30 protein-coding genes and 1 tRNA gene are annotated in these 25,299 nt (G+C 37.1%); 19 read left to right on the top strand and 12 right to left on the bottom strand.

Annotation, left to right across the window (positions count from 1 at the left end; all coding sequences use genetic code 11):
• The first annotated feature begins 599 nt into the window (after positions 1-599).
• Together ESV24_RS13370 and ESV24_RS13365 are read left to right on the top strand one after the other, a co-directional pair.
• Positions 600-1,262 (top strand): hypothetical protein, encoded by a 663-nt coding sequence (locus ESV24_RS13370; protein ID WP_146743182.1) that lies wholly within the window; start codon positions 600-602, stop codon positions 1,260-1,262.
• Positions 1,263-1,351: 89 nt separating this feature from the next.
• A complete protein-coding gene (locus tag ESV24_RS13365) occupies positions 1,352-1,591 on the top strand; it encodes an acyl carrier protein (protein WP_111816803.1) in 240 nt (79 codons plus the stop codon).
• A gap of 57 nt (positions 1,592-1,648) precedes the next feature.
• Here the strand turns inward: ESV24_RS13365 and ESV24_RS13360 are convergent, their stop codons facing one another.
• Complete coding sequence (locus ESV24_RS13360) at positions 1,649-2,743, bottom strand: T9SS type A sorting domain-containing protein (RefSeq protein WP_111816804.1); 1,095 nt, start codon at positions 2,741-2,743, stop codon at positions 1,649-1,651.
• Between the two features lie 296 nt (positions 2,744-3,039).
• On the opposite strand from ESV24_RS13360, the gene ESV24_RS13355 reads away from it, so the two are divergent.
• The 3 genes from ESV24_RS13355 to ESV24_RS13345 all read left to right on the top strand — a co-directional run bounded on the left by ESV24_RS13355 (position 3,040) and on the right by ESV24_RS13345 (position 4,504).
• On the top strand, positions 3,040-3,558 hold the full coding sequence (locus ESV24_RS13355; protein ID WP_111816805.1) for a DUF2141 domain-containing protein: 519 nt from the start codon (positions 3,040-3,042) through the stop codon (positions 3,556-3,558).
• A 167-nt stretch (positions 3,559-3,725) separates the two neighbouring features.
• Positions 3,726-4,190 carry a DinB family protein gene (locus tag ESV24_RS13350; protein WP_111816806.1) on the top strand — a complete coding sequence of 155 codons (465 nt, stop codon included), beginning with the start codon at positions 3,726-3,728 and terminating at the stop codon, positions 4,188-4,190.
• A gap of 8 nt (positions 4,191-4,198) precedes the next feature.
• Positions 4,199-4,504: a DUF6122 family protein gene (locus ESV24_RS13345; RefSeq protein WP_111816807.1), complete on the top strand. Its 306-nt coding sequence runs from the start codon at positions 4,199-4,201 to the stop codon at positions 4,502-4,504.
• 102 nt (positions 4,505-4,606) lie between these two features.
• Here the strand turns inward: ESV24_RS13345 and rlmH are convergent, their stop codons facing one another.
• Positions 4,607-5,080, bottom strand: a complete 474-nt coding sequence (gene rlmH, locus ESV24_RS13340) for a 23S rRNA (pseudouridine(1915)-N(3))-methyltransferase RlmH (RefSeq protein ID WP_111816808.1) — start codon at positions 5,078-5,080, stop codon at positions 4,607-4,609.
• Between the two features lie 156 nt (positions 5,081-5,236).
• Between rlmH and nadC the strand changes: the two genes are divergently transcribed.
• The 4 genes from nadC to priA all read left to right on the top strand — a co-directional run bounded on the left by nadC (position 5,237) and on the right by priA (position 10,041).
• Positions 5,237-6,097, top strand: a complete 861-nt coding sequence (gene nadC, locus ESV24_RS13335; RefSeq protein ID WP_111816809.1) for a carboxylating nicotinate-nucleotide diphosphorylase — start codon at positions 5,237-5,239, stop codon at positions 6,095-6,097.
• On the top strand, positions 6,094-7,008 hold the full coding sequence (locus tag ESV24_RS13330) for a YihY/virulence factor BrkB family protein (RefSeq protein ID WP_111816810.1): 915 nt from the start codon (positions 6,094-6,096) through the stop codon (positions 7,006-7,008). Before nadC ends, ESV24_RS13330 begins: the two co-directional genes overlap by 4 nt.
• Positions 7,009-7,031: 23 nt before the next feature.
• Positions 7,032-7,460, top strand: coding sequence for a DUF2147 domain-containing protein (locus ESV24_RS13325; RefSeq protein ID WP_111816811.1), 429 nt, complete (start codon positions 7,032-7,034; stop codon positions 7,458-7,460).
• Between the two features lie 130 nt (positions 7,461-7,590).
• A complete protein-coding gene (priA, locus tag ESV24_RS13320; RefSeq protein ID WP_111816812.1) occupies positions 7,591-10,041 on the top strand; it encodes a replication restart helicase PriA in 2,451 nt (816 codons plus the stop codon).
• On the opposite strand, the gene ESV24_RS13315 is transcribed toward priA, so the two are convergent.
• A complete protein-coding gene (locus ESV24_RS13315) occupies positions 10,038-10,751 on the bottom strand; it encodes a LytR/AlgR family response regulator transcription factor (RefSeq protein ID WP_200829536.1) in 714 nt (237 codons plus the stop codon). The genes priA and ESV24_RS13315 overlap by 4 nt on opposite strands.
• Before the next feature lie 213 nt (positions 10,752-10,964).
• Here ESV24_RS13315 and rpsF point away from each other — a divergent pair, with 213 nt between their 5' ends.
• The 4 genes from rpsF (at position 10,965) to ESV24_RS13295 (ending at position 12,732) form a co-directional block, all read left to right on the top strand.
• Positions 10,965-11,303, top strand: coding sequence for a 30S ribosomal protein S6 (rpsF, locus tag ESV24_RS13310; RefSeq protein ID WP_111816814.1), 339 nt, complete (start codon positions 10,965-10,967; stop codon positions 11,301-11,303).
• Between the two features lie 3 nt (positions 11,304-11,306).
• Positions 11,307-11,603: a 30S ribosomal protein S18 gene (gene rpsR / locus ESV24_RS13305; protein ID WP_111816815.1), complete on the top strand. Its 297-nt coding sequence runs from the start codon at positions 11,307-11,309 to the stop codon at positions 11,601-11,603.
• A 16-nt stretch (positions 11,604-11,619) separates the two neighbouring features.
• Positions 11,620-12,162 carry a 50S ribosomal protein L9 gene (gene rplI, locus ESV24_RS13300; protein ID WP_111816816.1) on the top strand — a complete coding sequence of 181 codons (543 nt, stop codon included), beginning with the start codon at positions 11,620-11,622 and terminating at the stop codon, positions 12,160-12,162.
• 96 nt (positions 12,163-12,258) lie between these two features.
• Entirely contained in the window at positions 12,259-12,732 is a 474-nt protein-coding gene (locus tag ESV24_RS13295) for a DUF6495 family protein (protein ID WP_111816879.1), read from the top strand.
• Positions 12,733-12,825: 93 nt separating this feature from the next.
• On the opposite strand, the gene ESV24_RS13290 is transcribed toward ESV24_RS13295, so the two are convergent.
• A complete protein-coding gene (locus ESV24_RS13290; RefSeq protein WP_111816817.1) occupies positions 12,826-14,067 on the bottom strand; it encodes an ABC transporter permease in 1,242 nt (413 codons plus the stop codon).
• A gap of 173 nt (positions 14,068-14,240) precedes the next feature.
• Between ESV24_RS13290 and hisS the strand changes: the two genes are divergently transcribed.
• A complete protein-coding gene (hisS, locus tag ESV24_RS13285) occupies positions 14,241-15,611 on the top strand; it encodes a histidine--tRNA ligase (protein WP_111816880.1) in 1,371 nt (456 codons plus the stop codon).
• A 10-nt stretch (positions 15,612-15,621) separates the two neighbouring features.
• Here hisS and ESV24_RS15595 read toward each other — a convergent pair whose 3' ends face one another.
• The 3 genes from ESV24_RS15595 to ESV24_RS13275 all read right to left on the bottom strand — a co-directional run bounded on the left by ESV24_RS15595 (position 15,622) and on the right by ESV24_RS13275 (position 16,750).
• Complete coding sequence (locus tag ESV24_RS15595; RefSeq protein WP_262510039.1) at positions 15,622-15,756, bottom strand: hypothetical protein; 135 nt, start codon at positions 15,754-15,756, stop codon at positions 15,622-15,624.
• Positions 15,753-16,355 (bottom strand): hypothetical protein, encoded by a 603-nt coding sequence (locus ESV24_RS13280; protein WP_111816818.1) that lies wholly within the window; start codon positions 16,353-16,355, stop codon positions 15,753-15,755. The genes ESV24_RS15595 and ESV24_RS13280 overlap by 4 nt, the downstream gene beginning before the upstream one ends.
• 321 nt (positions 16,356-16,676) lie before the next feature.
• Positions 16,677-16,750 (bottom strand) — tRNA-Met (locus tag ESV24_RS13275).
• A 194-nt stretch (positions 16,751-16,944) separates the two neighbouring features.
• Here ESV24_RS13275 and ESV24_RS13270 point away from each other — a divergent pair.
• Positions 16,945-17,331 (top strand): START-like domain-containing protein, encoded by a 387-nt coding sequence (locus ESV24_RS13270; protein ID WP_111816819.1) that lies wholly within the window; start codon positions 16,945-16,947, stop codon positions 17,329-17,331.
• A 57-nt stretch (positions 17,332-17,388) separates the two neighbouring features.
• Positions 17,389-18,234 (top strand): aminotransferase class IV, encoded by an 846-nt coding sequence (locus ESV24_RS13265; RefSeq protein WP_111816820.1) that lies wholly within the window; start codon positions 17,389-17,391, stop codon positions 18,232-18,234.
• Here the strand turns inward: ESV24_RS13265 and ESV24_RS13260 are convergent.
• From ESV24_RS13260 to ESV24_RS13240, 5 genes are all read right to left on the bottom strand, one after another.
• Complete coding sequence (locus tag ESV24_RS13260; RefSeq protein WP_111816821.1) at positions 18,231-18,791, bottom strand: YqgE/AlgH family protein; 561 nt, start codon at positions 18,789-18,791, stop codon at positions 18,231-18,233. The two genes, ESV24_RS13265 and ESV24_RS13260, sit on opposite strands and share 4 nt — an antisense overlap.
• A gap of 204 nt (positions 18,792-18,995) precedes the next feature.
• On the bottom strand, positions 18,996-19,268 hold the full coding sequence (locus ESV24_RS13255; RefSeq protein ID WP_111816822.1) for an HU family DNA-binding protein: 273 nt from the start codon (positions 19,266-19,268) through the stop codon (positions 18,996-18,998).
• A 181-nt stretch (positions 19,269-19,449) separates the two neighbouring features.
• A complete protein-coding gene (gene fmt / locus ESV24_RS13250) occupies positions 19,450-20,400 on the bottom strand; it encodes a methionyl-tRNA formyltransferase (RefSeq protein ID WP_111816823.1) in 951 nt (316 codons plus the stop codon).
• A 4-nt stretch (positions 20,401-20,404) separates the two neighbouring features.
• The gene (locus ESV24_RS13245) at positions 20,405-22,303 is read right to left on the bottom strand and encodes a RecQ family ATP-dependent DNA helicase (protein WP_111816824.1); all 1,899 of its coding nucleotides are present in this window, start codon (positions 22,301-22,303) and stop codon (positions 20,405-20,407) included.
• Entirely contained in the window at positions 22,300-22,845 is a 546-nt protein-coding gene (locus tag ESV24_RS13240) for an AAA family ATPase (RefSeq protein WP_111816825.1), read from the bottom strand. Before ESV24_RS13240 ends, ESV24_RS13245 begins: the two co-directional genes overlap by 4 nt.
• Positions 22,846-22,927: 82 nt before the next feature.
• Between ESV24_RS13240 and ESV24_RS13235 the strand changes: the two genes are divergently transcribed.
• The 3 genes from ESV24_RS13235 (at position 22,928) to murA (ending at position 25,296) form a co-directional block, all read left to right on the top strand.
• Positions 22,928-23,218 (top strand): DUF493 family protein, encoded by a 291-nt coding sequence (locus tag ESV24_RS13235; RefSeq protein WP_111816826.1) that lies wholly within the window; start codon positions 22,928-22,930, stop codon positions 23,216-23,218.
• A 75-nt stretch (positions 23,219-23,293) separates the two neighbouring features.
• Positions 23,294-23,965, top strand: a complete 672-nt coding sequence (locus ESV24_RS13230) for a DUF4290 domain-containing protein (RefSeq protein WP_111816827.1) — start codon at positions 23,294-23,296, stop codon at positions 23,963-23,965.
• Positions 23,966-23,982: 17 nt separating this feature from the next.
• Positions 23,983-25,296 carry a UDP-N-acetylglucosamine 1-carboxyvinyltransferase gene (gene murA, locus ESV24_RS13225; RefSeq protein WP_111816828.1) on the top strand — a complete coding sequence of 438 codons (1,314 nt, stop codon included), beginning with the start codon at positions 23,983-23,985 and terminating at the stop codon, positions 25,294-25,296.
• Positions 25,297-25,299: the final 3 nt, after the last annotated feature.

The raw sequence follows: 25,299 nt of genomic DNA, 5'->3' as shown, positions 1-25,299 counted from the left end.
TGGTTTACCAGAACGAAGCTCATCACCCATTTGTTTAATGAGGGCTTCCATGTTCAAAGTAATTTCTGTATTTTTCATATGTCTAATTTATTAAATTATAAATTGACACACTTAATTGAATAGACTCAATATTTCTGCTTTTTATTTTTATATTATCTTTAATACTCATTATCAAATCCTTGACACTTTATTACTTTCAAAAGAGATATTTAACGCTTATAAACCAATAAATAATTTCTCCCGCTAGCGCGAGCGTCCCGCTCATACCTATTCCTCCAAAATCCTTTTAAAGATTAAACGCACAACTTCAAAGACACTATATCTGTTTTATCATTGGCTTCTCTGGAAATTTAGAGACCCCGCTAGCGCGAGCGTCCCGCTCGTGTCTATTCCTCCAGAATCCTTTTAAAGTTTAAACCCATAATTTCAAAGACACTATCTTTGTTTCATCATTGGCTTTTCTGGAAAATGAGAGACTTCAATGGAAAGGATTATTTTTAGAAAACCAATTACGATTTGTAATTGGAGTAGTTTTTGCCGATATTAGGTACAGCTCATTCGTAAAACTTGGGCTTTCATTTATTAAAATTATAAGACTTATGAAAATACAAATTAAAATAACCGATTTAAAAAAGGTCAGCGAACTGGATTTTTATTGGAAAAATTCTGATTATAAAAACCTTCTTAAAGAATTTGGTTATCCTGATGTGGAAGCTATTGCAGAAAATGAACTTCTGGATTATTTATTTTTGGCCATTTTAGATTATAAACCGGCAGAAGCTGCAGAAATTATTTTGACCTATAAAATGAGTGATAAATTAAACGATGGTCAGATTCAAAACCTTGCTAATGAAATGTTATTGGATAAGTTAGCGGAAGAATATCCGGACCCGGCTTTACATTTTGATATATTTAATATTAATCAATTTTTGCGAAAAGCATATAACGGTTCATTTCCAGATACAGAAGCAACCATTATTACCGCAGAAATTCAAGGAATGGAGGAGGAGGATGAAATGACAAAGGAGATTCTTATTAAAGCTTTATCTAATGGTTTAAGGGAAAGCAATTTAGTCAAAAGACTTTATGGTGATCAATTAAACGGTACTTTGCCATTTGAGGATGCTGGAAAGGTAATTTGGCATTTCAGAAAATTATCTGAAAATGAGGTAGAAATCATTACCTCAAATTATTTGATTGCCAGAGAAGACTTCGGAACTATGGAGTTTGAGGCGGAGTTAAAATATTTTGAGGAAGATTAAATAGAACTTTATAAATGGAGTTATTTAATTTCTTTAAGCGCGAGCGTCCCGCTCGTGACATCGTTATTAACCGCAAACCATAATATACCATGGAAAAAGAAGAAATATTTAAACTTATTATGAGCATCTCAACGGAGGTTTTACCAGAATTAGAAGGTAAGGACATTCCTATAACCGATTCATTAAAGGATTGGGGTGCAAACTCTATAGACCGTGCGGAAATTGTGTTGATGACTTTAGAGAGCCTATCTTTAAATATCCCTATGGTGGAGGTTACAACTACGCGTACTATAGAGGAATTAGTCGATATACTACATGCAAGATTATAAGACTTGCATATGCGATAGATTGGGTTTTGCCTATATAAACTATATCAAAACTAAACCTTAATCCCTAACAATCTTCAAAGTCTCATTTCCTACCCGCACATAATAAATTCCTTCAGCAAAATTAGAAAAGTCAATCTGCTTTTCATTTTGAGTAAGTTCTCCAGAAAGTAATCGTTGGCCTAGTGCAGAATACACTTCATAATGCGCAGTACTGGAAATATTTAAAGTTACAAAGTCGTGTGTAGGGTTAGGATATACATTTATGGCAAAGCTGTTTTCAGGCACACCAAGCAATTCACACTCAAAACTAGACAGCACTTTAGAAGCCGCTGGAGGATCTACTAAAAGTGACTCTGTTAATAGAGGACAATAACAATCATTATCATCTAGGTATAATTTCAGCCAAGAGAGCGCTATTTTACCCACAGCGCCATTACCGCCGTTAGGCGTATTAGCCACCGAATGATTTCCATTTTCAATTTCGAAAAGTAGTTTGTTGGTTGTATTTGGAGTAGCTGCATAATGAAGATCTGCATGCTGTGCTGGAGGCGCGGTAGGATCATTTTGGCCACTAAAAATTAACACAGGACTGTCGTGGTTTAAGGAAGCATTAGGCAACCAAGGGCACAAAGCAACCACACCTTTAATCGTATTGTCTAAAACTGCTGCGCGCTGCGCTCCGCCACCACCCATTGACCAGCCACTGACTGCAAATTTGTCTACGTCAAGGCTGTTTTCTAGTGGAGATGAGCTTCGGTTGTTTTCCTGGCGCATAGTTTCTAAAGCGTCAATAAGCGCCACAGCCCTTTCTTCTGGAAAATCAAAAACAGAGTTGGTCCCAATTATGATGGTAACAATTCCGTGGGAAGCATAAAACGGGCCCCATTCGGCAACACTTGAAGGTAGTGCCGTAAATCCAGGAACAATGGCGATACTCGCAAAAGGAGGCGTAGCATTTGTAGGGTAATATACCGTGGCACCCAAATAATTTGGGCCATTTCTAAGGCCGTCTGCTTCGGTAAGTGTGGCAACGTTAAAAGGTCCTGGGTTTGTTAAACTCTCAATTGTTACATCTCCGCATTGTGCGAAAAGCATGTTTGGTGCAAATGAAGTTGCCAAGAACAAAAATGCTACTGCGTATATTTTTTTCATATATATTTATTTAAACTACTGCTTCTAATGTCGAAAATTAAACTTTTTAAAGTTTCTATCAAAATATAAATTTCAAATATCTTTTTCAAAGAAATGCCTATGGAAAAATTCTTCGCGTCCCAACTCCCGCCACTTAAACTTAACTGGTATAAATATGACAGAGCCATAAAATATTATTGCACAAATAAGCAGGAACATTAAAAATTTATATAAAAATAGTCGTTATTTCTTCTTACCGACTTGTACTTTACCCTCAAAATGATTAAATTAGCGTATAAACAAAAAAACACAGTAAAATGTTAAATAATCTATCCTTTAAGCTTTTTTCTCAAAATACAGGGTATTCTGAAAAGCCCCCGATTTTCCGAAAATTTTCACAACTGCTTTTTTGGCTTGCTCTAAGCTTAGTATGGCTGCCGTCAAATGGGTTTGCTCAGACGGAATGCCCCTCCGTTAATGTAAAAATTCAGAATATAAGTAACAATACTGGGGTTATTGCCTGTGCAATTTTTGAATCCGGTGAAGGTTTCCCCGGTAAATTCCTAAAATTCGCATCTAAGATTATGATAACTCAAATAAGTGGAACAGACGCGAGTTTTGAGTTTTCAGATGTTCTACCGGGAAAATATGCCATTGCTGTGATCCATGATGAAAACTACAATGGTGAACTTGACAAAAATTTTTTAGGGATTCCGAAGGAAGGTTATGGTTTTTCCAGTGGTGCAGAGGTCACATTGAGTGCTCCTTCTTTTTCTGACGCTGAATTTTTATATGATGGCGGAGTTCTGCAAATGTCTATAGAACTTAATTACTAAAAATTTAAAATTACCTAAACATAACCCTACTGACGCGCTGGCACCTTTACTGAGCGAAGCCGAAGTGCAAAACTTGACCTTCTTCCCAACTAGAAAAGAGCAATCAAATCTCCCTGAAATATTTCGTTATCTTTGAAAGTGCAATCATTCACAGATAATCTAACCTAATGAACGAAACCCACCGCATCCAAACCCTTTTTACAGATTTATACCATGGCCATCCCTGGCTGGACGTAACCCTAGATGACACCCTTAGTTTTATTACGGCAGCGCAAGCCGCCCAACGCCCAATAAAAGACGGCAACACTATTTGGGAAATAGTAAACCACATAATAGCCTGGCGCGAAAACGTGCTAAAAAGAGTACAGGGCGAGGTACTCCAAACCCCGTCTAATAATTATATAGATAAAATAAATGACCCTTCGGAAGAAGCGTGGCAACAAACTCTCAACGTTTTGGAAAGAACCCAAAAGGAATGGCTCTATTTTCTTAGTACTTTTAATGAAACAGATTTCGCAAAAGAATATTCAGTAAATAAGCTTACTTATTATCAACATATCCACGGCATTATCCAGCACGACGCATACCATTTGGGACAGATAGTACTTTTGGCAAAAATGGTTAAACCTTAAACCTGCCAATGCTCCAAACCCTTTTACATTACACGCTTCATCTTTTGGTTCCAGGTTTAATTGCTTATATTTTTTTCAGAAAAGAATGGAAAAAAGCGTGGCTGATTATGCTCGCTACAATGCTAGTAGATTTAGATCACCTTTTCGCCACCCCCATTTTTGAACCAGGCCGTTGCAGCATCAATTTCCATCCGCTGCACACTTATTGGGCAATGGCAGTTTATGTGGTATTATTATTTTTTAAGAAAACAAGAATAATAGCAGTAGGGTTATTGTTTCACATGTTCACAGATTTCATAGATTGTCAGTGGTAGATCAAGCTATCTAAAAATCTTACCATCCAATTATCTAACAATCAAACAATCCAACTATCTAACAATCCAACTATCAAACAATCCAACTATCAAACAATCCAACTATCTATGATGATACGGTTCATTCCTTAAAATAGTAAACCCCCGATAAAGCTGTTCAATAAAAAATAACCGAACCATTTGGTGCGAAAAGGTCATGGAAGAAAGTGAAACTTTTCCATTGGCGCGTTCGTAAACCGCTTCACTAAACCCATACGGTCCACCAATCACAAAGATGAGATTCTTCAGCCCACTGTTCATTTTTTTCTGAAGAAACTCTGCAAACCCTTCCGAGGTTAGCATTTTTCCTTTTTCATCTAAAAGAATTAAAACATCAGCCGTAGTGGTTCGCTTTAAAATTTCTTCACCTTCGGCTTGTTTTTGAAGCATTTCTGAAAGATTTTTAGCATTCTTTACATCCGGAATCATTTCCATTTCAAAAGAAATATAAAACCCCAACCGCTTGGTGTAGTCGTCCATCAAGGTTTGCAGTTGGTTATTGTCCGTTTTGCCAATGGCGAGTAGCGTTATTTTCATTGAAACATTTTTCGAAACCCAAAAATACAAAGATTAATTGTTTCAAGTTATTTTGTTGGTCAATGAGCGAAGCCGAAACGAAGGTTTTTCAATAACTGCCAACTGAAACTGAATACTGCCACTTCTTTTTATTATTTTAGCTGAAATTTCCTTGCTATGATTTCAGAAAAACAATTCAACAAAGAAATAGATATTATTATCGCCAACGCAATCCGCGAAGATGTAGGCGATGGCGACCACAGTTCACTGGCCTGCATTTCAGAAGATGCGCGTGGCAGCGCAAAACTTTTGGTAAAGGATGAAGGCATAATCGCCGGGATAGATTTTGCCCGTCAAGTGTTTGAATATGTTGACCCGGGACTGGTGCTAGACATTAAAATAAAAGATGGTAGCCCAGTGAAATATGGCGATGTATGTTTTTACGTTTCGGGACTTTCGCAGTCGATTTTAAAGTCGGAGAGGCTGGTGCTAAACGCTATGCAGCGTATGAGCGCCATTGCCACCAAAACAAATGAGTACGTAAAACTATTGGAAGGTACAAATACCAAAATCCTCGACACCCGAAAAACCACGCCCGGAATACGCGTTTTGGAAAAATGGGCAGTAAAAATAGGGGGCGGGGAGAACCACCGTTTCGCACTTTATGATATGGTGATGCTAAAAGACAACCACATAGATTTCTGCGGTGGAATAACAAAGGCTATTGAAAAGACAAAGCGCTATTTGGAAAACAATCACCTCGATCTTAAAATAATAGTAGAGGCCAGAAACCTTGCCGAAATAGAAGAAATATTAAGGACTGAAGGTGTTTACAGAATCCTGATAGACAATTTCAATTACGAAGATACCCGAAAAGCAGTTGAGCTAATAAACGGAAAAAGCCTTACCGAATCCAGCGGTGGCATCACTTTAGAAACAGCGCGGAAATATGCAGAATGCGGTGTAGATTATATATCTAGCGGCGCATTGACGCATTCCGTATATAATATGGATCTTAGCCTAAAAGCTGTTAAATGAGCGAAGAAGAACAAAAGGAAATAAACATTCCGGTAATTCGGGATTTGATAAAGTTCAGTAAAAGAATAAAACTACCCGGACTTGGCGATTTTTCACTGTATAATTTACTTGATGTTTATGGAACAGGCGTTTTAAAGGGAACGTTTTCCTTTCGTGCAAGTTCCATAGCTTATAGTTTTTTTCTTGCGCTTTTTCCTTTTTTATTGCTTCTGCTTAATCTTATACCATACATTCCTATAGCAGGTTTCCAAACACGATTCCTTATATTTTTTGAAGCCCTTTTGCCCGCACAAACCACACAATTTTTTTATCCAGTTATAGCTGATATTGCTGTAAATCCTAGAGCGGGCTTACTATCAATTGTATTTTTTCTATCAATCTTTTTATCAACCAATGGCGTAAATGCAATTTTCAGTGCTTTTGAACATTCTTTTCACGTAAATATTAACCGCTCCTTTTTTAGACAGTATTTTGTGGCATTGGTTGTTTCCATTTTCTTGGCATTGTTGTTGTTAGCCACTGTGGGGGTCATCCTTTACGGCGAATATATTATTCACGACCTTCAGTCCAGAGCGTACATAAAGAATGATGTTTTCTGGATTCAGTTCTTTCAATTTGTCGTCTTTTTAATAATGATATATGTGGTTATCGCCACCTTATATTATTTTGGAACGAAGGAAGGAAAATATTCGCGTTTCTTTTCTATTGGAGCGGTAACGACCACGATACTTTTTGTATTGACAACTTATTTTTTTGGGGTCTATATCAATAATTTTTCAAATTATAACGAGTTATATGGTTCCATCGGCGCACTTTTAATTTTGATGTTATATATTTGGATAAATGCAAACCTCTTGTTGCTGGGCTTTGAATTGAATATTTCAATAAGGCGACTAAAAGATAAACTTTAACTATAAACCTAAATTTTTGTACTATGAAAAAAATAATTTTAACTTTCTCCCTAATTGCTTTAACAGTATTGACCGCCACCGCACAGGATGTGACCGGAAAATGGAAAACCATTGACGATGAAACGGGCGAAGCAAAATCTGTAGTTGAAATCTATAAGCAAAATGGAAAGATATATGGGAAGGTTGTCGAAATTTTTGATGCCTCGAAGCGAGATTTAACTTGTACGGAATGTACTGGCAGCGACAAAAACAAACCTGTTATGGGGCTTGTAATAATAAAAGGTCTAGAAAAAGATGGCGATGAATACAACGACGGTACCATCACCGACCCTAATAATGGTAAGGTTTACAAGTGCTATATAGAACTTGATGGGGCCAATACATTAAATGTGCGTGGCTACATAGGTTTCTCTCTTTTGGGAAGAACACAAACTTGGCAGCGCGTTAAGTAAAATATTAAAAGCACTATCTTTAGGCTGCCAAATTTGGCGGCCTTTTTTATTTTGAGTGAATCCAAGGAATTTTTTATTCAGAATAATAAAAACGATTATATAAACTTATAACCCAAAAACCGTTTCCCTTTTGTACTTTATAGACGTCATTCTCCCAATTCCGCTGAAACAGACTTTCACCTATAGCGTGAACAAAGATGAGGCTGCCTTTTTAAAACAAGGCATGCGCGTGGCAATTCCATTTGGAAAATCGAAAGTCTATACGGGCATTGTTTATCAAGTACATGATCAGCCGCCTGTGGGTTATGAAACAAAATCCATAGACCATATTTTGGATGAGGAGCCAATTATTACTACCCAGCAAATAAAACATTGGGAGTGGCTAGCAGGATATTATATGTGTTCTTTAGGTGAAGTAATAAAAGCCGCGCTGCCCAGTGCGTTTTTGCTGGAAAGTGAAACAATCATAAAACTTTCTTCGGAAAAGCAGTGGGACGAAAATTCACTTTCTGACGAAGAATTTTTAGTTTTTGAAGCCTTACAGCATCAATCTTCGCTCCATATAAACGACGTACGCTCCATTCTCGATAAAAAGAATGTGGTTTCAATAATTCAAAAACTGTTTGAAAAAGGTTTCGTAGAAATAGAGGAAACCGTTTATGAGCAATACACGCCAAAACTAAAACGCTACATAAAACTTGCTACTGAATATACCTCCGAAGAAAAACTGCGTGAGCTTTTAGATTCACTAACCCGCGCGCACAAGCAGCGAGAGGTGCTAATGCATCTTTTTATGCTGAACACCAAAACTAAAAAAGCTATTAGTTCCACGATGCTTCAAAAGAAAAGCGAAGCCTCTGCGGCAACCTTGAAAGCATTGATAGACAAAGGGATTTTAGAAGAATATTTTATTCAGCAAGATCGTGTTGAGTTTTCGGGTGAAGCTTCTTCAGAAATTAAAACGCTGAATGAAGCCCAGATGGTAGCATATGACGAAATTAAAATTTCTTTTGAAACCAACGATGTGGTTTTGCTACACGGCGTTACTTCAAGCGGAAAAACAGAAATCTACGTCCGCCTTATTGAAGAAGCGATTGCCTCGGGAAAGCAAGTTTTATACATGCTACCCGAAATTGCATTGACAACACAATTGATAACTCGTTTGCAAAAGTATTTCGGTGAAAAGATAGCAGTTTATCATTCCAAATTTTCTGTAAACGAAAGGGTTGAGGTTTGGAATAATGTACTCTCCGAAAAACCGAAAGCGCAAATAGTGATTGGTGCACGCTCATCCTTATTTCTACCTTTTAAAAATTTGGGACTTATAATAGTTGATGAAGAGCACGAGCCTTCATTTAAACAATACAGCCCGGCGCCGCGTTATAATGCCCGTGATAGTGCAATTGTTTTGGCGAATCTTCAAAAAGCGAAGCTGTTAATGGGCTCTGCAACACCTTCACTGGAAAGTTATCACAACGCCAAATCTGGTAAGTTTGGATTGGTAACGTTGAAAAAGCGCTTCGGAAATGTGCTGATGCCAGAAATTGAACTGGTAGACATAAAAGAAAAGACGCGAAAAAAGCAAATGACCGGCCATTTCAGCGATCGTTTGCTGGAAGAAATGCGCGAGGTTTTAAAAAATGGCGAACAAATAATCCTATTTCAAAATAGAAGAGGTTTTTCACCCGTTGTGGAATGCACCACTTGTGGAGTTTCGCCGCAATGCCCTAATTGTGATGTAAGCTTAACCTTCCACCAACATAAAAATCAGTTGCGCTGTCATTATTGTGGTTATAATATGGCGATGATGCAAAGTTGCATTGCCTGTGGAAGTGAAACTTTGGATACTAAGGGTTTTGGAACCGAACAGATAGAAACAGAATTGAGAACGTTGTTTCCAAATAATAAAGTTGCCCGAATGGATCAGGACACCACCAAAGGCAAACATTCCTATTCCAAATTAATAGAGGCTTTGGAAAACGAGGAGATTGATATTTTGGTGGGTACACAGATGCTAGCCAAAGGTTTGGATTTCAGAAACATAAGTTTGGTAGGAGTTATGAACGCCGACAATCTTTTGAATTTTCCGGATTTTCGAGCACACGAACGTAGTTTCCAGCTGCTTCAGCAAGTTTCGGGTAGGGCAGGGCGCACCCACAAACGCGGCAGAGTTTTAATCCAGACGTATAATCCGTACCATCAAATTCTGAAACAAGTTAGTGTGAACGATTATGAAGGGATGTATAAGGAACAATCGGAAGAGCGCTACAATTATAAGTATCCGCCATTTTACCGGACAATAAAAATTGTTTTTAAAGATAAAGATTTAACACGAGTTCAAAAAGCCTCTACTTGGTTTGGACAGGCGTTGGAAATGCAATTCAAGGAAAATGTTTTAGGACCAGAACCGCCGCCAGTAGGAAGAATTAAAAACAAATACATCATCAATCTTCTTGTGAAAATTCCTAAGAATCAGTCTTTAGAGAAGACGAAAAAATATATAGAGAACGTGCAACGCAGCTTTAATTCAATCAAAGAATTTTCAAGCGTTCGCGTTAATATTGATGTAGATAATTATTAGGCGTTTTGGGTGGCTGCCAAAGCATCGATTAAATCTGCCTTTCGGTTTCTACTCAATGGCAGTTGGTCTTTGTCTAGCTCAATGGTTTTGCTATTGTAACGCTGTACCTTGTCTAAGTTTACGATGTACGATTTGTGTATTCTAAGAAAACGTTCATTAGGCAAAAGCGCTTGAAATGCTTTCATGGTAGATAGTACAACGAGTGATTCGTGCTCTGTTACAAGTTTTACATAATCACCCAAAGCTTCAATATAGCGTAGTTCGTTCAAGAAAACTTTTCGCTTTTTCAGATTGCTTTTTACAAAGATGAAATCTTCATCATCAAAGCCTTCTTCATTTTTCAACTTAAAATTAGTGATTGCCTTGTGAACAGCGTTTAAAAAACGATCTTTAGCGATTGGTTTCCTGAGATAATCAACGGCATCATAATCAAAAGCTTTAAAGGCATATTTGGTTTTTCCCGTAACAAAAATTACCTGTGGTTTTCTATCAATATCATCAAGAAGATCAAACCCAGAGAGAATGGGCATTTCAATATCGAGAAAGATTAGGTCTATTTCTGTTGAAGCAAGCCCCATTTTTGCCTCGATGGCATTTTTATATTCGCCAACAAGTTCAAGAGATGGATGCATTTGGATAAGCTTCACGATGGAAAGCCTTTGCAGCGTAGAATCATCTACAATAGCACATTTAAGTATTGTTTTCTCCACAATAGTAGGTTTAACTTAAGGCAATAATATGCAAATAATCGATGAAATGCAACTTTTTTTGATTTTAATCGAAAGAAATACACACTTTATCTGAAAACATCATTTTTGAATACTATTCCAAATTAAGGTTTGATAATACCAAATAAAGTATTATTTTTGCACCCTCTTTGGCAGAAAGCCAAGGTTTTAATCATTAATTTTAATAGATTTTTTATGAATCATTACGAAACTGTTTTCATCTTAAATCCCGTTTTATCTGAAGATCAGATAAAGGAAACAGTAAAGAAATACGAAGATCTTCTTGTTTCTAAAGGTGCTAAGATGATATCCAAAGAAAATTGGGGCTTGAAAAAACTTGCTTACCCAATCCAGAACAAAAAAAGTGGGTTTTATCACCTATTTGAGTACACCGTTGATGGCGAGACCGTAAACGAACTTGAAACTGAATTTAAAAGGGACGAGCGTTTTATGCGTTACCTTTCAGTGAGCCTAGACAAGCACGCAATTGCTTGGGCGGAAAAAAGAAGAAACCGAACTAAAAAATCAGCTTAAATTATGGCCACATTACAACAACAAGCAAAAGGGAAAAAGGACGGAGAGATTAGATATCTTACTCCACTTAACATTGAGACAAACAAAGCTAAAAAATACTGCCGTTTCAAGAGATCCGGTATTAAGTATGTTGACTATAAAGATCCGGATTTCTTATTGAAATTTGTGAACGAGCAGGGTAAAATCCTTCCAAGAAGACTTACCGGAACCTCATTAAAGTATCAGCGAAAAGTGGCTGTTGCCGTTAAAAGAGCGCGCCATTTAGCACTTATGCCTTACGTAGCCGATTTATTAAAATAAAAAACCAGAGAACATTATGGAACTTATATTAAAAAAAGACGTAGAAAATCTGGGATTTACAGATGATCTTGTAACTGTAAAAAACGGCTTTGGAAGAAACTTTTTGATTCCACAAGGGCACGCAGTATTAGCAACCCCTTCGGCTAAAAAAGTATTGGCAGAAACTTTAAAGCAACGCGCTTTCAAAGAAAAGAAAGTGGTTGATGAGTCCAAAACACAAGCTGAAAAATTGAATGGTCTTGACATTAAAATCACTGCCAAAACTGGTGAAGGTGATAAACTGTTTGGTTCAGTTACTAATGGAGATCTTGCCGAAGCACTAGAAAAAGAAGGTGTTTCTATCGAGAAAAAATACATTAATATTGCCGGTGGCGCTATTAAACGTACCGGACCTTACGATGCTACTATCCGTTTTCACAGAGATGTTGTGAGCAACTTCACCTTTGAAGTAGTTGCGGAAGCAAAACCAGAAGTTAAAGCTAAACCGGAACCAAAAGCAAAACCAGAGGTAAAAGCTAAATCAGACGATAATTCGGAAGATACATCGGAAGCTGAATAAATAATAAAATTAGTGTTATAAAACCTTTCCCGTTTTTCGGGGAAGGTTTTTTGTTTTAAAAATCTCTCCCCTTAGAACAGATAATTGAGAACTGATATGAAATACGCCAGATTAACAAAGGAACAATTTGAAGAACTGCATCAAGAATTTATAAACTTTCTTGCAACGCAATCTATCACAGCTGATGAATGGAAAAAGCTGAAGTTTGAAAAACCAGAAGTTGCCGAGCAGGAATTAGACATTTTCAGTGACCTTATTTGGGAAGGAGTTTTGAATAAAGTGAACTATCTAGAACACATTTCACCGAAACAATTAATGCTTTTTCATATTACTGAAGCTTTTATGGAATTGATAGCTATAAAAGTTGAAGATGATAGCATTGATATAACTACAGATTATGGCTACAAATGGCTTCAGCAGAATTTACATAATGATGCGGTAAGCCTTTACACTTCAACCAAGGCCATAACTGATGATCGCAACAAAGATCTTTTCGTGTTGATCCAACAAGGAGCGGTAATTACTAAAGGAGAGCTTTATAGCTACTTTGGTGATTTATTGAGTGACTAAGTAGCCTCGGCTTCGCCCGGCCACCCGGATTAGTCCGATTTTATTATTGAATATTTTAACAGTTCCGGTCTTGAACGGAGCCAAAATGTCTCCTTATTCGTACCTCAAACTTTCAATAGGATCCAAGCGAGCTGCTTTTGCTGCGGGATAGGAGCCAGCAATTACAGCTACAATAAAGGTGATAATAGTTGCCCAAATCATTGCCGTCCACGGAAGGGTAAATTCAAAATCGAAGATTTTAGCAAAAGCAAAGCCCGTTAGTACCCCAAGTATAATCCCCAAAATACTCCCAAACTGGCCAATTACAATTGTTTCCATAAAAAACTGTGTGGAAATTGTTGAGCGTTTAGCGCCCATAGCCTTCCGTACACCAATTTCGCGGGTTCTTTCGGTTACGGAAACTAGCATAATATTCATCAAGGCGATGGAGGAACCTAGAATAGTGATGATACTAATAATCCAAGCCGCTGCTTCCAAATAGCCCGTAATCATCGAAATCCGGTTTATTAAATCGTCGCTTCGTTCTATTCCAAAATTATTTTCCTCCACTGGATTGAGACCACGTATATTTCTAAAAGTTATGATTGCCTCATCTTGAGCGGCCTCCATCATTTGTTTGTCATCAACTTTTACGCTAATGTTGTAGTTAATATTGGGTTGTGTAAATATTCCGCGAGCTACCTGTACCGGTATTAAAACCTTTAAATCCTGATTGTTTCCAAAAGAAGAGCCTTTGGATTCCAAAAGGCCAACAATCTTGAATTTCACTCCGCGAATACTAATTGTTTTATTGATGGGATCTTCATTCTCAAAAAGATTTTTTACAAAATCAGAACCTATCAAACAGACCTTATTATTATTTTGAACGTCGAAAATTGTGAAATTTCTACCACGGTCAACCTCGGTTCCAGTGTTTTCAAGATAGTTTTCGTTTACGCCATAAATGCGTACCTCGGGATCGGTCTTTTCAGAACCATATTTCACTTCGGCAGCTGTAGTTCCTATAAAAGATAGGGATGTTTTGGTGAATGGATATGTATAGTTGTCCGTAAATTCGCGCACATCATTATAACTAATAATCGGGTTTATTTTTTCGCGCTCGCCACTATTCCTGGTTTGCACCGTAAATTCATACTGCTGTATATTAAACGTATTAGAGCCCATAGACGCAAAATTGCCCGAAATAGTGTTTTCCAGTGCCGCTACGGCGCTTAAAATGCCCACGAGCGCCCATATGCCAATGCCAATAATAACTATGGTGAGGATAGTCCGTAAAAGTTGGCTTTTAATGGAATCTAGCGCTATACGAACATTTTCCCAGAAAAGTGAAAACATATTTTTTGTTTGTGTTTCTCATTAGACTCTAAAAGTTGGATAAAGTTACTATTATTTAAGATATTTGCGATATTGAAATTGAAGGCACAAGATTATCGAGACTTTGGACTTTTAATTTTTTAAATGTACCCTGAGCGCAGCCGAAGGGTTAAACTTTGAACCTTGAATATCAAATTTTGAAAAAACCATCCATCCCAAAAGGCACGCGCGATTTCAATCCTGAAGAAGTATCGCGTCGCAATTATATTTTCAGCACCATTAAAGAAACATTTTCACTTTACGGCTTTCAACCTATTGAAACGCCTTCTTTTGAAAATAGTGAAACCTTAATGGGTAAATATGGCGAAGAGGGTGATCGTCTGATTTTTAAGATTTTGAATAGTGGAGATTATCTATCAAAAGTTGACGATAAATTGTATTCCGAAAAGGATAGCAATAAAATAACTGCAAAAATTTCTGAAAAAGCACTTCGCTACGATCTTACGGTCCCTTTTGCGCGTTATGTGGTTCAGCATCAAAATGAAATAACGTTTCCTTTTAAACGCTACCAAATTCAACCCGTTTGGCGTGCAGACAGACCACAAAAAGGTCGTTTCCGCGAGTTTTTTCAATGCGATGCAGATGTAGTGGGTTCAACCTCGCTATGGCAGGAAGTGGAGTTTGTGCAACTTTACGATGCTGTTTTCAGTAAACTTGGTTTAAAAGATGTAACCATAAAAATAAACAACCGAAAAATATTGAGCGGCATAGCCGAAACCATTGGCGCGGAAGACAAGTTGATAGATTTTACCGTTGCTTTGGACAAGCTGGATAAAATAGGAGAGGAAGGGGTTAAAAAAGAAATGCGCGAAAAAGGTATTTCTGAAGATGCGCTTCAAAAATTACAACCGCTGTTTTCATTCAAAGGTGACAATAATGAAAAACTGAGTTTATTAAAAAATATGCTTATTAATTCAAATTTGGGAATGAAGGGTGTTGAAGAACTCGAGTTTATCACTAAAAATATTGAAATACTTGCACTAGCGGCGGCTTCACTTCAAATAGATGTTACGCTAGCCCGCGGCTTAAATTATTACACCGGAGCTATTTTTGAAGTTTCCGCACCCGCAGAAGTAAATATGGGCAGCATTGGCGGCGGCGGGAGGTATGACGATCTCACAGGGATTTTCGGCTTAAAAGATATGAGTGGTGTGGGGATTTCTTTCGGCTTAGACCGTATTTATTTGGTTTTGGAAGAACTTAATCTTTTCCCAGAAACCGCTGCGGAAAACAGCAAAGCGCTTTTTATAAATTTTGGTGAGAAGGAAGCTTTGTACGCAATGAAAGCCATAAATAGCCTACGTAAAGTTGGTGTTAAAGCTGAGTTATATCCCGATGCTGCAAAAATGGGTAAACAAATGGGCTATGCAGATAAGCGCAATATTCCTTTTACCGTTTTGGCTGGTGAAAAGGAAATGGAAGCGCAATCTTTCACTCTTAAAAATATGAAAAGTGGTGAACAATCTGAGGTTACATATTCAGACTTGGAAAAACATCTTCGATAAGATAACTTAATTATATTTCCCCAACAGATTGCAAAACCTCTTGATTTGGTTTTTGCAGCAATCTATTTTCAACTTCCTGGAGCGCAGACTCAGAGAGCATCCCGGCTATTCGCAGTTTTCTTAAGCTTTTTAAAGTATCATTCATTCGTCCCCGATTTCGTTGATAATCTTCTCGTAGGAAATAACATAATCAATCTGTTTTTCCTCTGAAACATGTTTGCGGGGAGTTTCAAGAATTATAAAGTCGAAAAGTTTTGATATAATTTTTTTAAGGCGTTCTTCTGTAGTTAAGACAGCTTTGTGTAAATAATGTGATGCAACAGTTAAAATAACTGAAACTACCAACAAGCCAGTAAAATAAATTGATGTGGAAAAATCAAACATTGGAACAAACGTATAAACCATAAAAAATATACCAACAAAAAGAAAAGAATAGCTTATATATTTAAAATATAAATTAAAATGAGGTAATAACGTTCCTACATATTTTAACAACAAACCAGAGCATAAAGCCATAGTTGGAAGACTTAATGAATACATAAAAGAGGACATATATGAAAATCCAAATATGCCCTCTTTGTCATCAATAAGATATAACACGTGGAGAAATGGAGATATCACCGCCAAAACCGCAACTGCTATTAAATAAACACTAATTTTTGATTTATTCGTTAGAGTCAAGAATCCCGTTACAGTTTCGGTCTCCTGGGGGGCAAACTTTGTGTTTGTCGATTTGTTGCTCATCACTAATTTGATTTTCTGGGGTACAGCTAAAAGCTAGACCGGCTAGCATTACGATTGCAAATAAATAATTTTTCATAATATAGGTTTTAAAGGTTCAATTGTAAAATTAACCTTTTCTACCACCTATATGAATCTGTTTCTCAATTATTTATTAACTTGATTTTAACAAATGTAATAATATTAGCCAAATTCACAAGAAGTTTTCGACCAACGGAAAATATTTCCAGTTTTGAAGGGTGTTTCTGACGGATCGCAATATGTTCGCTCACAAATTATTTCCATAAAAAAATCCCCGTAGAATTAATCTTTGGGGATTTTTAGTAGCGAGAGGGGGGCACGATCCCCCGACCTCCGGGTTATGAATCCGACGCTCTAACCAACTGAGCTACCTCGCCATGTTTATTGCACACAAGCTTTATGCCTAAGCGGCTGCAAAGATAGAAACAAAATTATCTGCGACAAATATATATTTCGGTTTTGTTCAAATTATTTAATTCTTTGTTACGTACTTTTTAAATAAAAAATTTTCAATCTTTCATTTGAGGTTAAGATTAATATATATATATTGGGCATCAACTAACAGAAAGCTATGGAAGATAAAATAAAATATGAAATGGAATTTCCCATTCAGGTTTCCCCTTCACTTTTATATCAATATATATCAACGCCTTCGGGACTTTCCGAATGGTATGCAGACAACGTAAACTCAAGAGGCGAATTTTATACATTTATCTGGTCTGGAAGTGAGGAGCGCGCAAAGTTACTCAGTAAAAAAAGTCCGGAGCGCATCAAATTTAGATGGATAGAAGATGAAGACGAAGAGTTTTACTTTGAGCTGCGAATTCAGGTTGATGAAATAACAAAAGATGTTTCATTAATGGTTACTGATTTTGCCGAAGAAGATGAAGTTGAAGAAGGTAAAATGCTTTGGGATAATATGATTTCCAATTTGAAGTCAATCCTGGGTTCAGTTTAAAAAAATCTTTAATTTATAATACCTTTGCACCGTCCATTAAAAAAGGACGGTTTTTTTATGGTAAATTTAAACGGAACAATAAAATCTCACAATGAAGCCAATATTACTTTTGATAATAGAGGCCTAAATTACGGCGATGCTGTTTTTGAAACCCTCAGGTTCTCAGGCGGAAAAATTTATTTCTGGGAAGACCACTATTTTCGTTTGATGGCATCAATGCGAATCCTTCGAATGGAAATACCTATGAAATTTACAATGGAATTTCTGGAAGACGAAATATTACGAACGCTCAAATCAATAGAAAAAAAAGATGGATCTTATCGTGTAAAATTACTCGTTTGGCGCAAAACAGGTGGAAAATATACACCAGAGACTAATGACGTTGAATACGCCATTTCATTTGAAAAATTACACAATCCTTTTTATGTTTTAAATGAAAAACGATATGAAATCGAACTTTTTAAAGACCATTTTATAACATCTGGATTGCTATCAACCTTAAAAACGAATAACAGGCTTATAAATATTTTAGGAAGTATTTATGCCAAAGAAAACGATTATGAGAATTGCTTATTACTAAATGAAAATAAACAAGTTGTGGAGGCATTAAACGGAAATATATTTTTAATATCGGGCACGATTATAAAAACGCCTCCGCTTTCAGATGGTTGTTTAAACGGTATTTTACGCAAGCAGCTTATCTCAATCATTAAAATGCTACCGGACTATATTTTGGAGGAAACTTCAATTTCACCCTTCGAACTTCAAAAGGCAGATGAAATTTTCATAACCAATACCATACAAGGTATTGTTCCCGTTACAAAATATAGAAAAAAGAAATTTGTTGATACTATGGCAAAAGTATTGTTGCCAAAATTAAATCTCAAAGCACGGATGGGTTAATTGAAACTGGGATTTTCTGGGGCGTTGGACCATAATATATAGTCGCCACCAAACTCAATCATCTTTTCTTTCCAAAAGTTGATATTGGTTTTGCCAATAATCCCATTGTTATAATTGTTTGGAACCACAACCCAACTGTTTACTTCCAGCTCCTGTTCTAGTTGTTCACTTTCCCAACCAGAATAGCCAAGAAAAAAGCGTATTTGGTCCTTTTTCAATTTGTCTTCCTTCAGCAAATCTATAATTGCGCTAAAATCTCCGCCCCAATAAATACCGCTGGATATTTCGATACTGTCTGGAATAATTTCAGGAATGCAATGAATAAAGTAAAGATTGTCCTGCTCTACAGGACCTCCATTAAATACAGGAAGCTTTGAATTTATCTCCGGTACAAAATCGCGAAGCTTGTACTGCAAAGGCTTATTGAGAATAAAACCTACAGATCCATTTTCGCTATACTCTGCCAAAAGTACCACAGAACGGTTGAAGGAAACATCTCCGATTATGGAGGGTTCCGCGACCAATAATAGTCCTCTTTCTGGTTTTAAGGTGGTCATAGCGTTTTTTTGGAATATTAAAACTAAGTAATAAATTTAGAAATACCAAAAATTTACTAATCCGTTGTTTAAATTATATTTAATTGAATAAAAACGATGAAATGTTGCGAATATATAATTTACTATAAATCAATAGAATAAAAAAAGTCCTTCCTTTCAATTGAATGAAAAGAAGGACTAACAATGTTGTAAAATATCTTACAATTAGTTTACACTGTTTTGTAAATCTGAACCAGCTTTGAATTTAACTACTTTTTTAGCAGCAATTTTGATGGTTTTACCAGTTTGAGGGTTTCTACCTTCTCTAGCAGCTCTTTTTGATACTGACCAAGATCCGAATCCTACAAGTGATACTCTATCACCTTTTTTAAGTGAATTTTCAACGTTACCTAAGAAAGACTCTAAAGATTTCTTGGCAGCAGCCTTTGTAATTCCGGCATCAGCTGCCATTGCATCGATTAAATCTGATTTGTTCATAATTTTTTTAAATTAAATTGTTGGTTAAACTTCGATTAATTGCCCTACAAATTTAACAGGAATATCCGTTCAGGCAAGTAACCACGCAGGAAATCCGTATTTTTGTTGATAACTTGGACTGTTTGTTAATAAACATAGCGCTTTTTTATGTGATTTTAACCAAATCAACACTGACAAGGGTTTACGATAGTTTGGAATCTTCATCAAAAGAATACCCGTTTAGAAGTGAAGAAACTTCCATTTTCCGTTTTCCGGGAAGTTGTATGTCTTTAATAATAATGTATCCGTCCGGACAGGCCACTTTAAGTTCTTTTTTCGAAGTTTGGATAACTCCCGGTTCAAGTTTGTGATCCATCTTTTCAAAACTCGCCGTATAGATTTTTATTTTTAGTTCTTCATTACTATTATAAAGAATAGACCACGCAACCGGATATGGAGAAAGGCCTCTTATAAAAGCAGCTATCGCTGTCCCAGGTTTCGTCCAGTCTATTCTTGTGTTTTCAGCAGTAAGTTTTGGCGCATCCTTTAGATCACTGCTTTTTGGCTGCATCCTTGGATTCGCATTCCCCATTTCAATTAATTCAAGTGTTTCCAAAACCAAATGGCTGCCCGTCTCCATTAATTTATCGTGCAGTGTTTCGGCGGTTTCATTTTGCGCAATCGCAACTTCTTTATTTGCTATTATGGAGCCCGTATCAATCTTTTCATCAATAAAAAAAGTAGTTACGCCTGTTTTTTCCTCATTATTAATTATGGCCCAATTTATCGGCGCTGCACCTCTATATTGCGGAAGGAGCGATGCGTGAAGATTAAAAGTGCCTAATGCGGGCATTTGCCAAACCACTTTGGGAAGCATTCGGAAAGCCACCACAACCTGAAGATTTGCGTTTAGGCCTTCTAATTCTTTCAAAAAAAATTCATCCTTTAAATTTGTAGGCTGGAGCACTTTCAAGTTTTGTGAAACTGCATAGTCTTTAACGGCGGAACCCATTAGCTTTCTGCCGCGGCCAGCTGGCTTATCTGGCGCAGTGATTACACCAACAATATTTTTACCAATTTCAACCATTTCTTTTAAAATCCCGACAGCAAAATCTGGGGTTCCCATAAACACTATTCTCAAATCGTTTTGCATTTTTTCAGTTTAAATAATATTGATTTTTCGGATTGGTTTTTATTTTTTCGGAATCCATAAGCAAACGGAGTACCTTTAAAATATCTGTTTCGGTAAAAGTAAGTCTTTCTGAAATCTCGCGCGAGGTTAATTCCGCTTCCTCAAGCAAAGCCAGTATTTGCGTCGCTAATTGCTGAATTTCTTTTTTAGAAAGTTTTGAAGCTTGTCCTTTGCACACCGAGCAAACTCCGCATTTTGAAGCTGTGGTTTCGCCAAAATATGAAACCAATTGTACACTTCGGCAGGTTTTGGTATTTTCAATATAGCGCAAAACGGAATTTACCTGTGCCGCTTTTTTGCGGTTTAAGGCTTCCACTTCGCGCGATATTACGTTAATGGTCTTGTCATCTTCGCGAGGAACAAGGAAAGTGAGCGTGGCATCGGTTATCTGCAACGTCATTTCAATGACTTGGTCGCGTTCCATTTTTTTCAAATTTGTTATAACGGTTTCAATGGATTGCCCGGTTTTGGAAACAATCAAATCTAGGTTGATTGATGTGGGCATTTCAAAAATGCCGCCGTAAATTCTGAGGATTGTTTTTCCGATAACGGAAGCAGTAATATCCTTTTCAAAATAAGTCAATACTTTTTCCGAAGAAATTAAAAACTGCACAGTGGATTTGCGCCCAAACTCCTGTGAAAGTTGCACAATTCCTAAACGGTCCAAATTATTTAGCGCATTGTAGGCAAGCAATGTGTTGAGATTGTAGGTTTTGCAAAACTCAGAAAAACCGAAATTGTGCTTTGAAAATTCTCCCTCCCCATAGGGAATCTGAAAATAATTATTCAGCGTTCTATAAATCTTTTTTAAATCGGAAGTGGTTGGCAGTGATTCCACAAACTGCTGCTTCACATAAATTTTATCGTACTCATTATAAAGGAGCACTGCCGCGGCATATTCACCATCGCGCCCAGCGCGTCCGGCTTCCTGAAAATAGCTCTCTAGACTTTCTGGAATTTGAAGGTGAATCACAAACCGAACATTTGCGTGGTCAATACCCATTCCGAAGGCGTTTGTGGCAACCATTGTTGAAACTCTCGCGTTTCGCCAAGATGTTAATTTTTGAGCTTTATCCTTTGCGGAAATTCCTCCGTGATAAAATGTAGCTGAAATGCCCAGACTATTAAGTTGCTCGCTGATTTCTATTGTACCTTTTCTGTTTCGCACATATACAATCGCAGAACCTTTATTGTTTTTCAACAATTGCTCTGTTCTGTAGAGCTTGTCATCTTCCTTAAAAACTTGGTACGATAGATTTTCACGGGCAAAGGAGTTTTTGAAAATTGCAGGAAGCTCCATTTTTAATTCGGAAATAGTGTCTTCCAAAACTTCGGGAGTTGCGGTGGCAGTAAGCGCGATAATAGGAACTAGGGGATGGAGGTCACGCAGTACTGTTATATTTTTATAGGCAGGCCTAAAATCATTTCCCCATTGCGAGATACAGTGCGCTTCATCAACAGCAATTAAATTTACGTTCATTTGCTTGATGTAATTTTGAACTATTTCTTGTTGCAGTCTTTCGGGAGAGAGGTAGAGAAATTTGTAATTTCCGTAGAGCGCGTTGTCTAATAAAGTATTTAATTCATCAAAAGAAATTCCTCCGGTTAGTTTTAGGGCTTTTATTCCGCGTTCTTTTAAAGCATTCACTTGGTCGCCCATAAGTGCTACTAGGGGTGAAACTACAATGCAAATACCGTCCATAGCCAAAGCCGGAACTTGAAAGCACAAAGATTTTCCGCCGCCCGTGGGTAGTAATGCCACGGTGTCTTTTCCATCCAGCACGGAAGCCATTATTTCTTCCTGCATTGGTTTGAAGGAAGTGTAGCCCCAATATTTATTTAGGATGTCGCGAACGTTCGTCAAAGTATATTTTCAAGTTTATTGATTATAAAAACTACTCGATCTTTAATAGACCCCGCTGGGACATCGTGAATTTTGTAACCATAATTTTCGTAGCCTTTTTTTAGAAAATCGAAAATTTTTTCAGCCTGCTCAAAAGATTCGTATCGCTCATTATCTTGTTCATAAATTTCTTCCCAGGGCGGTAGCACAAAAATTTCGTCATATCTATTTTCAAGACAAGTTTCAGAAAAATTATTTGGGTAATGCGTATCAACAAAATCCATATAAGCAGTAACATCGGGCATTCCGCGATCAAAAAAAAGAATGGGTGCTTCGCAGTTTTTTGCTTCGTGAAATTGTTTCAGTCTTCCTTCCAGCAATTTTTCACTGAATAAGATAGGATTTTCCAAAAACAATTGTTCAATTCCATCCTCTTGAGCTTCCAAGATTACATCTCGTGAAATTTCGTGCAATACAGGATAGCCTTCTTTTTCTAAATATTTAATGAGTGCAGTTTTTCCTGAGCCTGGCCCGCCAGTTATTACAATTCTTTTTGTTTTCAAAAGTTATAATTTTTATACAAAGTAAGTAAATAAATATTTGTGGTGAAAGTGTATCTTTGTTGGCTAACAACAACGTTTTTTGATGGATCAAAACAAAAACACTTCTGAATTTTACGAACGTTTAAGAAAACAGCTTGAGCAAGACACCGCTTGGCCTTCTCCATACCTTTTCAAATTTATAGTGCCTGCAGATCTTGAAAAAATAGCTGAAATAGAAAGTGTATTTGATGGCACCGATGCAAAAATAACTACACGCGATTCTTCAAAAGGAACCTACGCAAGCCTTTCAATAAAGGTTACAATGGGATCTCCAGATGAAGTGGTTAAAAAATATCTTGAAGTTTCCAACGTTGAAGGTGTTATTTCACTTTAATTTTTAGTATTTTGCGTCTGAAATGATTTTCAATCTTTCCCAATACACTAATATTCTTTCCTTAATTAAAACATTTTGATACAAGAAGTAGCCCAAATAGAATACAATACAGAGCGCCCAAAATTAATTATTCCAGAATACGGTCGCCACATTCAAAAAATGGTAGATCAAGCCATTGCCACTGAAGACAAGGACGAGCGTAATAAAATTGCCAAAAGCATAATTGCCGTAATGGGTAATCTAAACCCGCATCTTCGCGATGTTCCAGATTTTCAGCCCATGCTTTGGGATCAACTTTTTATAATTTCAGATTTTAAACTGGATGTAGATTCGCCTTTTCCCATTCCTTCCCGTGAAGAATTAATGGAGCGGCCTGAGCCATTAAGCTATCCACAAAACCATCCGAAATATCGTTTTTACGGAAACAACATAAAGCGAATGATTGATGTGGCAAAAAGTTGGGAAGAAGGCGATAAAAAAGAAGGCCTTATCCTTACCATTGCAAACCACATGAAAAAGTGTTTTCTAAACTGGAATAAGGACACTGTGGAAGATGATGTAATCTTTGCACATCTTTTTGAACTTTCCGACGGAGAAATCAATTTGAAAAACAGCGATGAAGATTTGAGTGACGCTTCCAATCTATTGAAAAATAAAAAGCGTTTCAATACCACTTCCTCCAACAAGAAAAACTACAAATCAAACAGCAACAGCAACAACAATAACCGCAACCGTAAGCGTCATTAATATTTCAATCATTATTTATGGGAACTTTCCAAATAGAAGGCGGGCATAAACTGAAAGGCGAAATTACGCCACAAGGTGCCAAGAACGAAGCCTTACAAATTCTTTGTGCAGTATTGTTAACCCCGGAAAAGGTTATCATTGAAAACATTCCGGATATTCTGGACGTCAACAAGCTTATAAAAATTTTAGAAAATCTGGGTGTAAAAATCCAAAAACTCGGTAAGGGAAAATACGCATTTATTGCTGATGAAATAAATTTGGGCTATCTAGAATCTGAACTTTTCAAGCAGGAGGGAAGCTCATTGCGTGGTTCAATAATGATTGTTGGACCATTGTTGGCAAGGTTTGGGAAAGGATATATTCCACGTCCGGGTGGCGATAAAATTGGAAGAAGAAGGCTGGACACGCACTTTGAAGGTTTTATAAAACTTGGAGCAAAATTCAGATATAATAAGGAAGAACGTTTTTACGGTGTAGAAGCTCCCAAAGGTTTAAAGGGATCTTATATGCTTTTAGACCAAGCTTCGGTTACAGGAACGGCAAATATTGTGATGGCGGCTGTTTTGGCCAAAGGGACTACTACCATTTACAACGCAGCTTGTGAGCCTTACATTCAGCAGCTTTGTAAAATGCTTAGTTCAATGGGAGCAAATATTAGCGGTGTTGGCTCTAATCTATTGGTTATTGAGGGTGTTGAAAATCTTACCGGTTGTGAGCACAGAATTCTACCAGATATGATTGAGATTGGCAGCTGGATAGGTTTGGCTGCAATGACAAGAAGTGAAATTACCATTAAAAATGTGAGTTGGGAAAATTTAGGTTTAATACCTGAAACCTTTAGACAACTTGGTATAAAACTGAACAAAAAAGGTGATGATATTCATATTCCATCTCAAAAAGAATACGAAATTCAAGGTTATATTGATGGCTCTATACTTACGGTAGCAGATGCGCCGTGGCCCGGTTTTACACCAGATTTATTGAGTATAGTTCTCGTAGTATGTACGCAGGCAAAAGGAAGTGTGCTTATTCACCAAAAAATGTTTGAAAGTCGTCTATTTTTTGTGGATAAGTTGATAGATATGGGCGCAAAAATAATTCTTTGCGATCCGCACCGCGCCGTCGTTATTGGTCATAACTTCCAATCTAACCTCAAAGCAACAACAATGGTTTCGCCAGATATTCGGGCGGGAATTTCATTATTGATAGCAGCACTTTCAGCACAGGGAACTAGTACTATCCACAATATTGAGCAGATTGATAGGGGGTATGAAAATATTGACGAGAGACTTCGGGCAATTGGCGCAAAAATTACACGAACAGAGCCTTAAATC

This window comes from Aequorivita lipolytica (assembly GCF_007997135.1).
Taxonomy (GTDB): Bacteria; Bacteroidota; Bacteroidia; order Flavobacteriales; family Flavobacteriaceae; genus Aequorivita; species Aequorivita lipolytica.
This window is presented reverse-complemented; position numbering and strand designations above follow the sequence as displayed.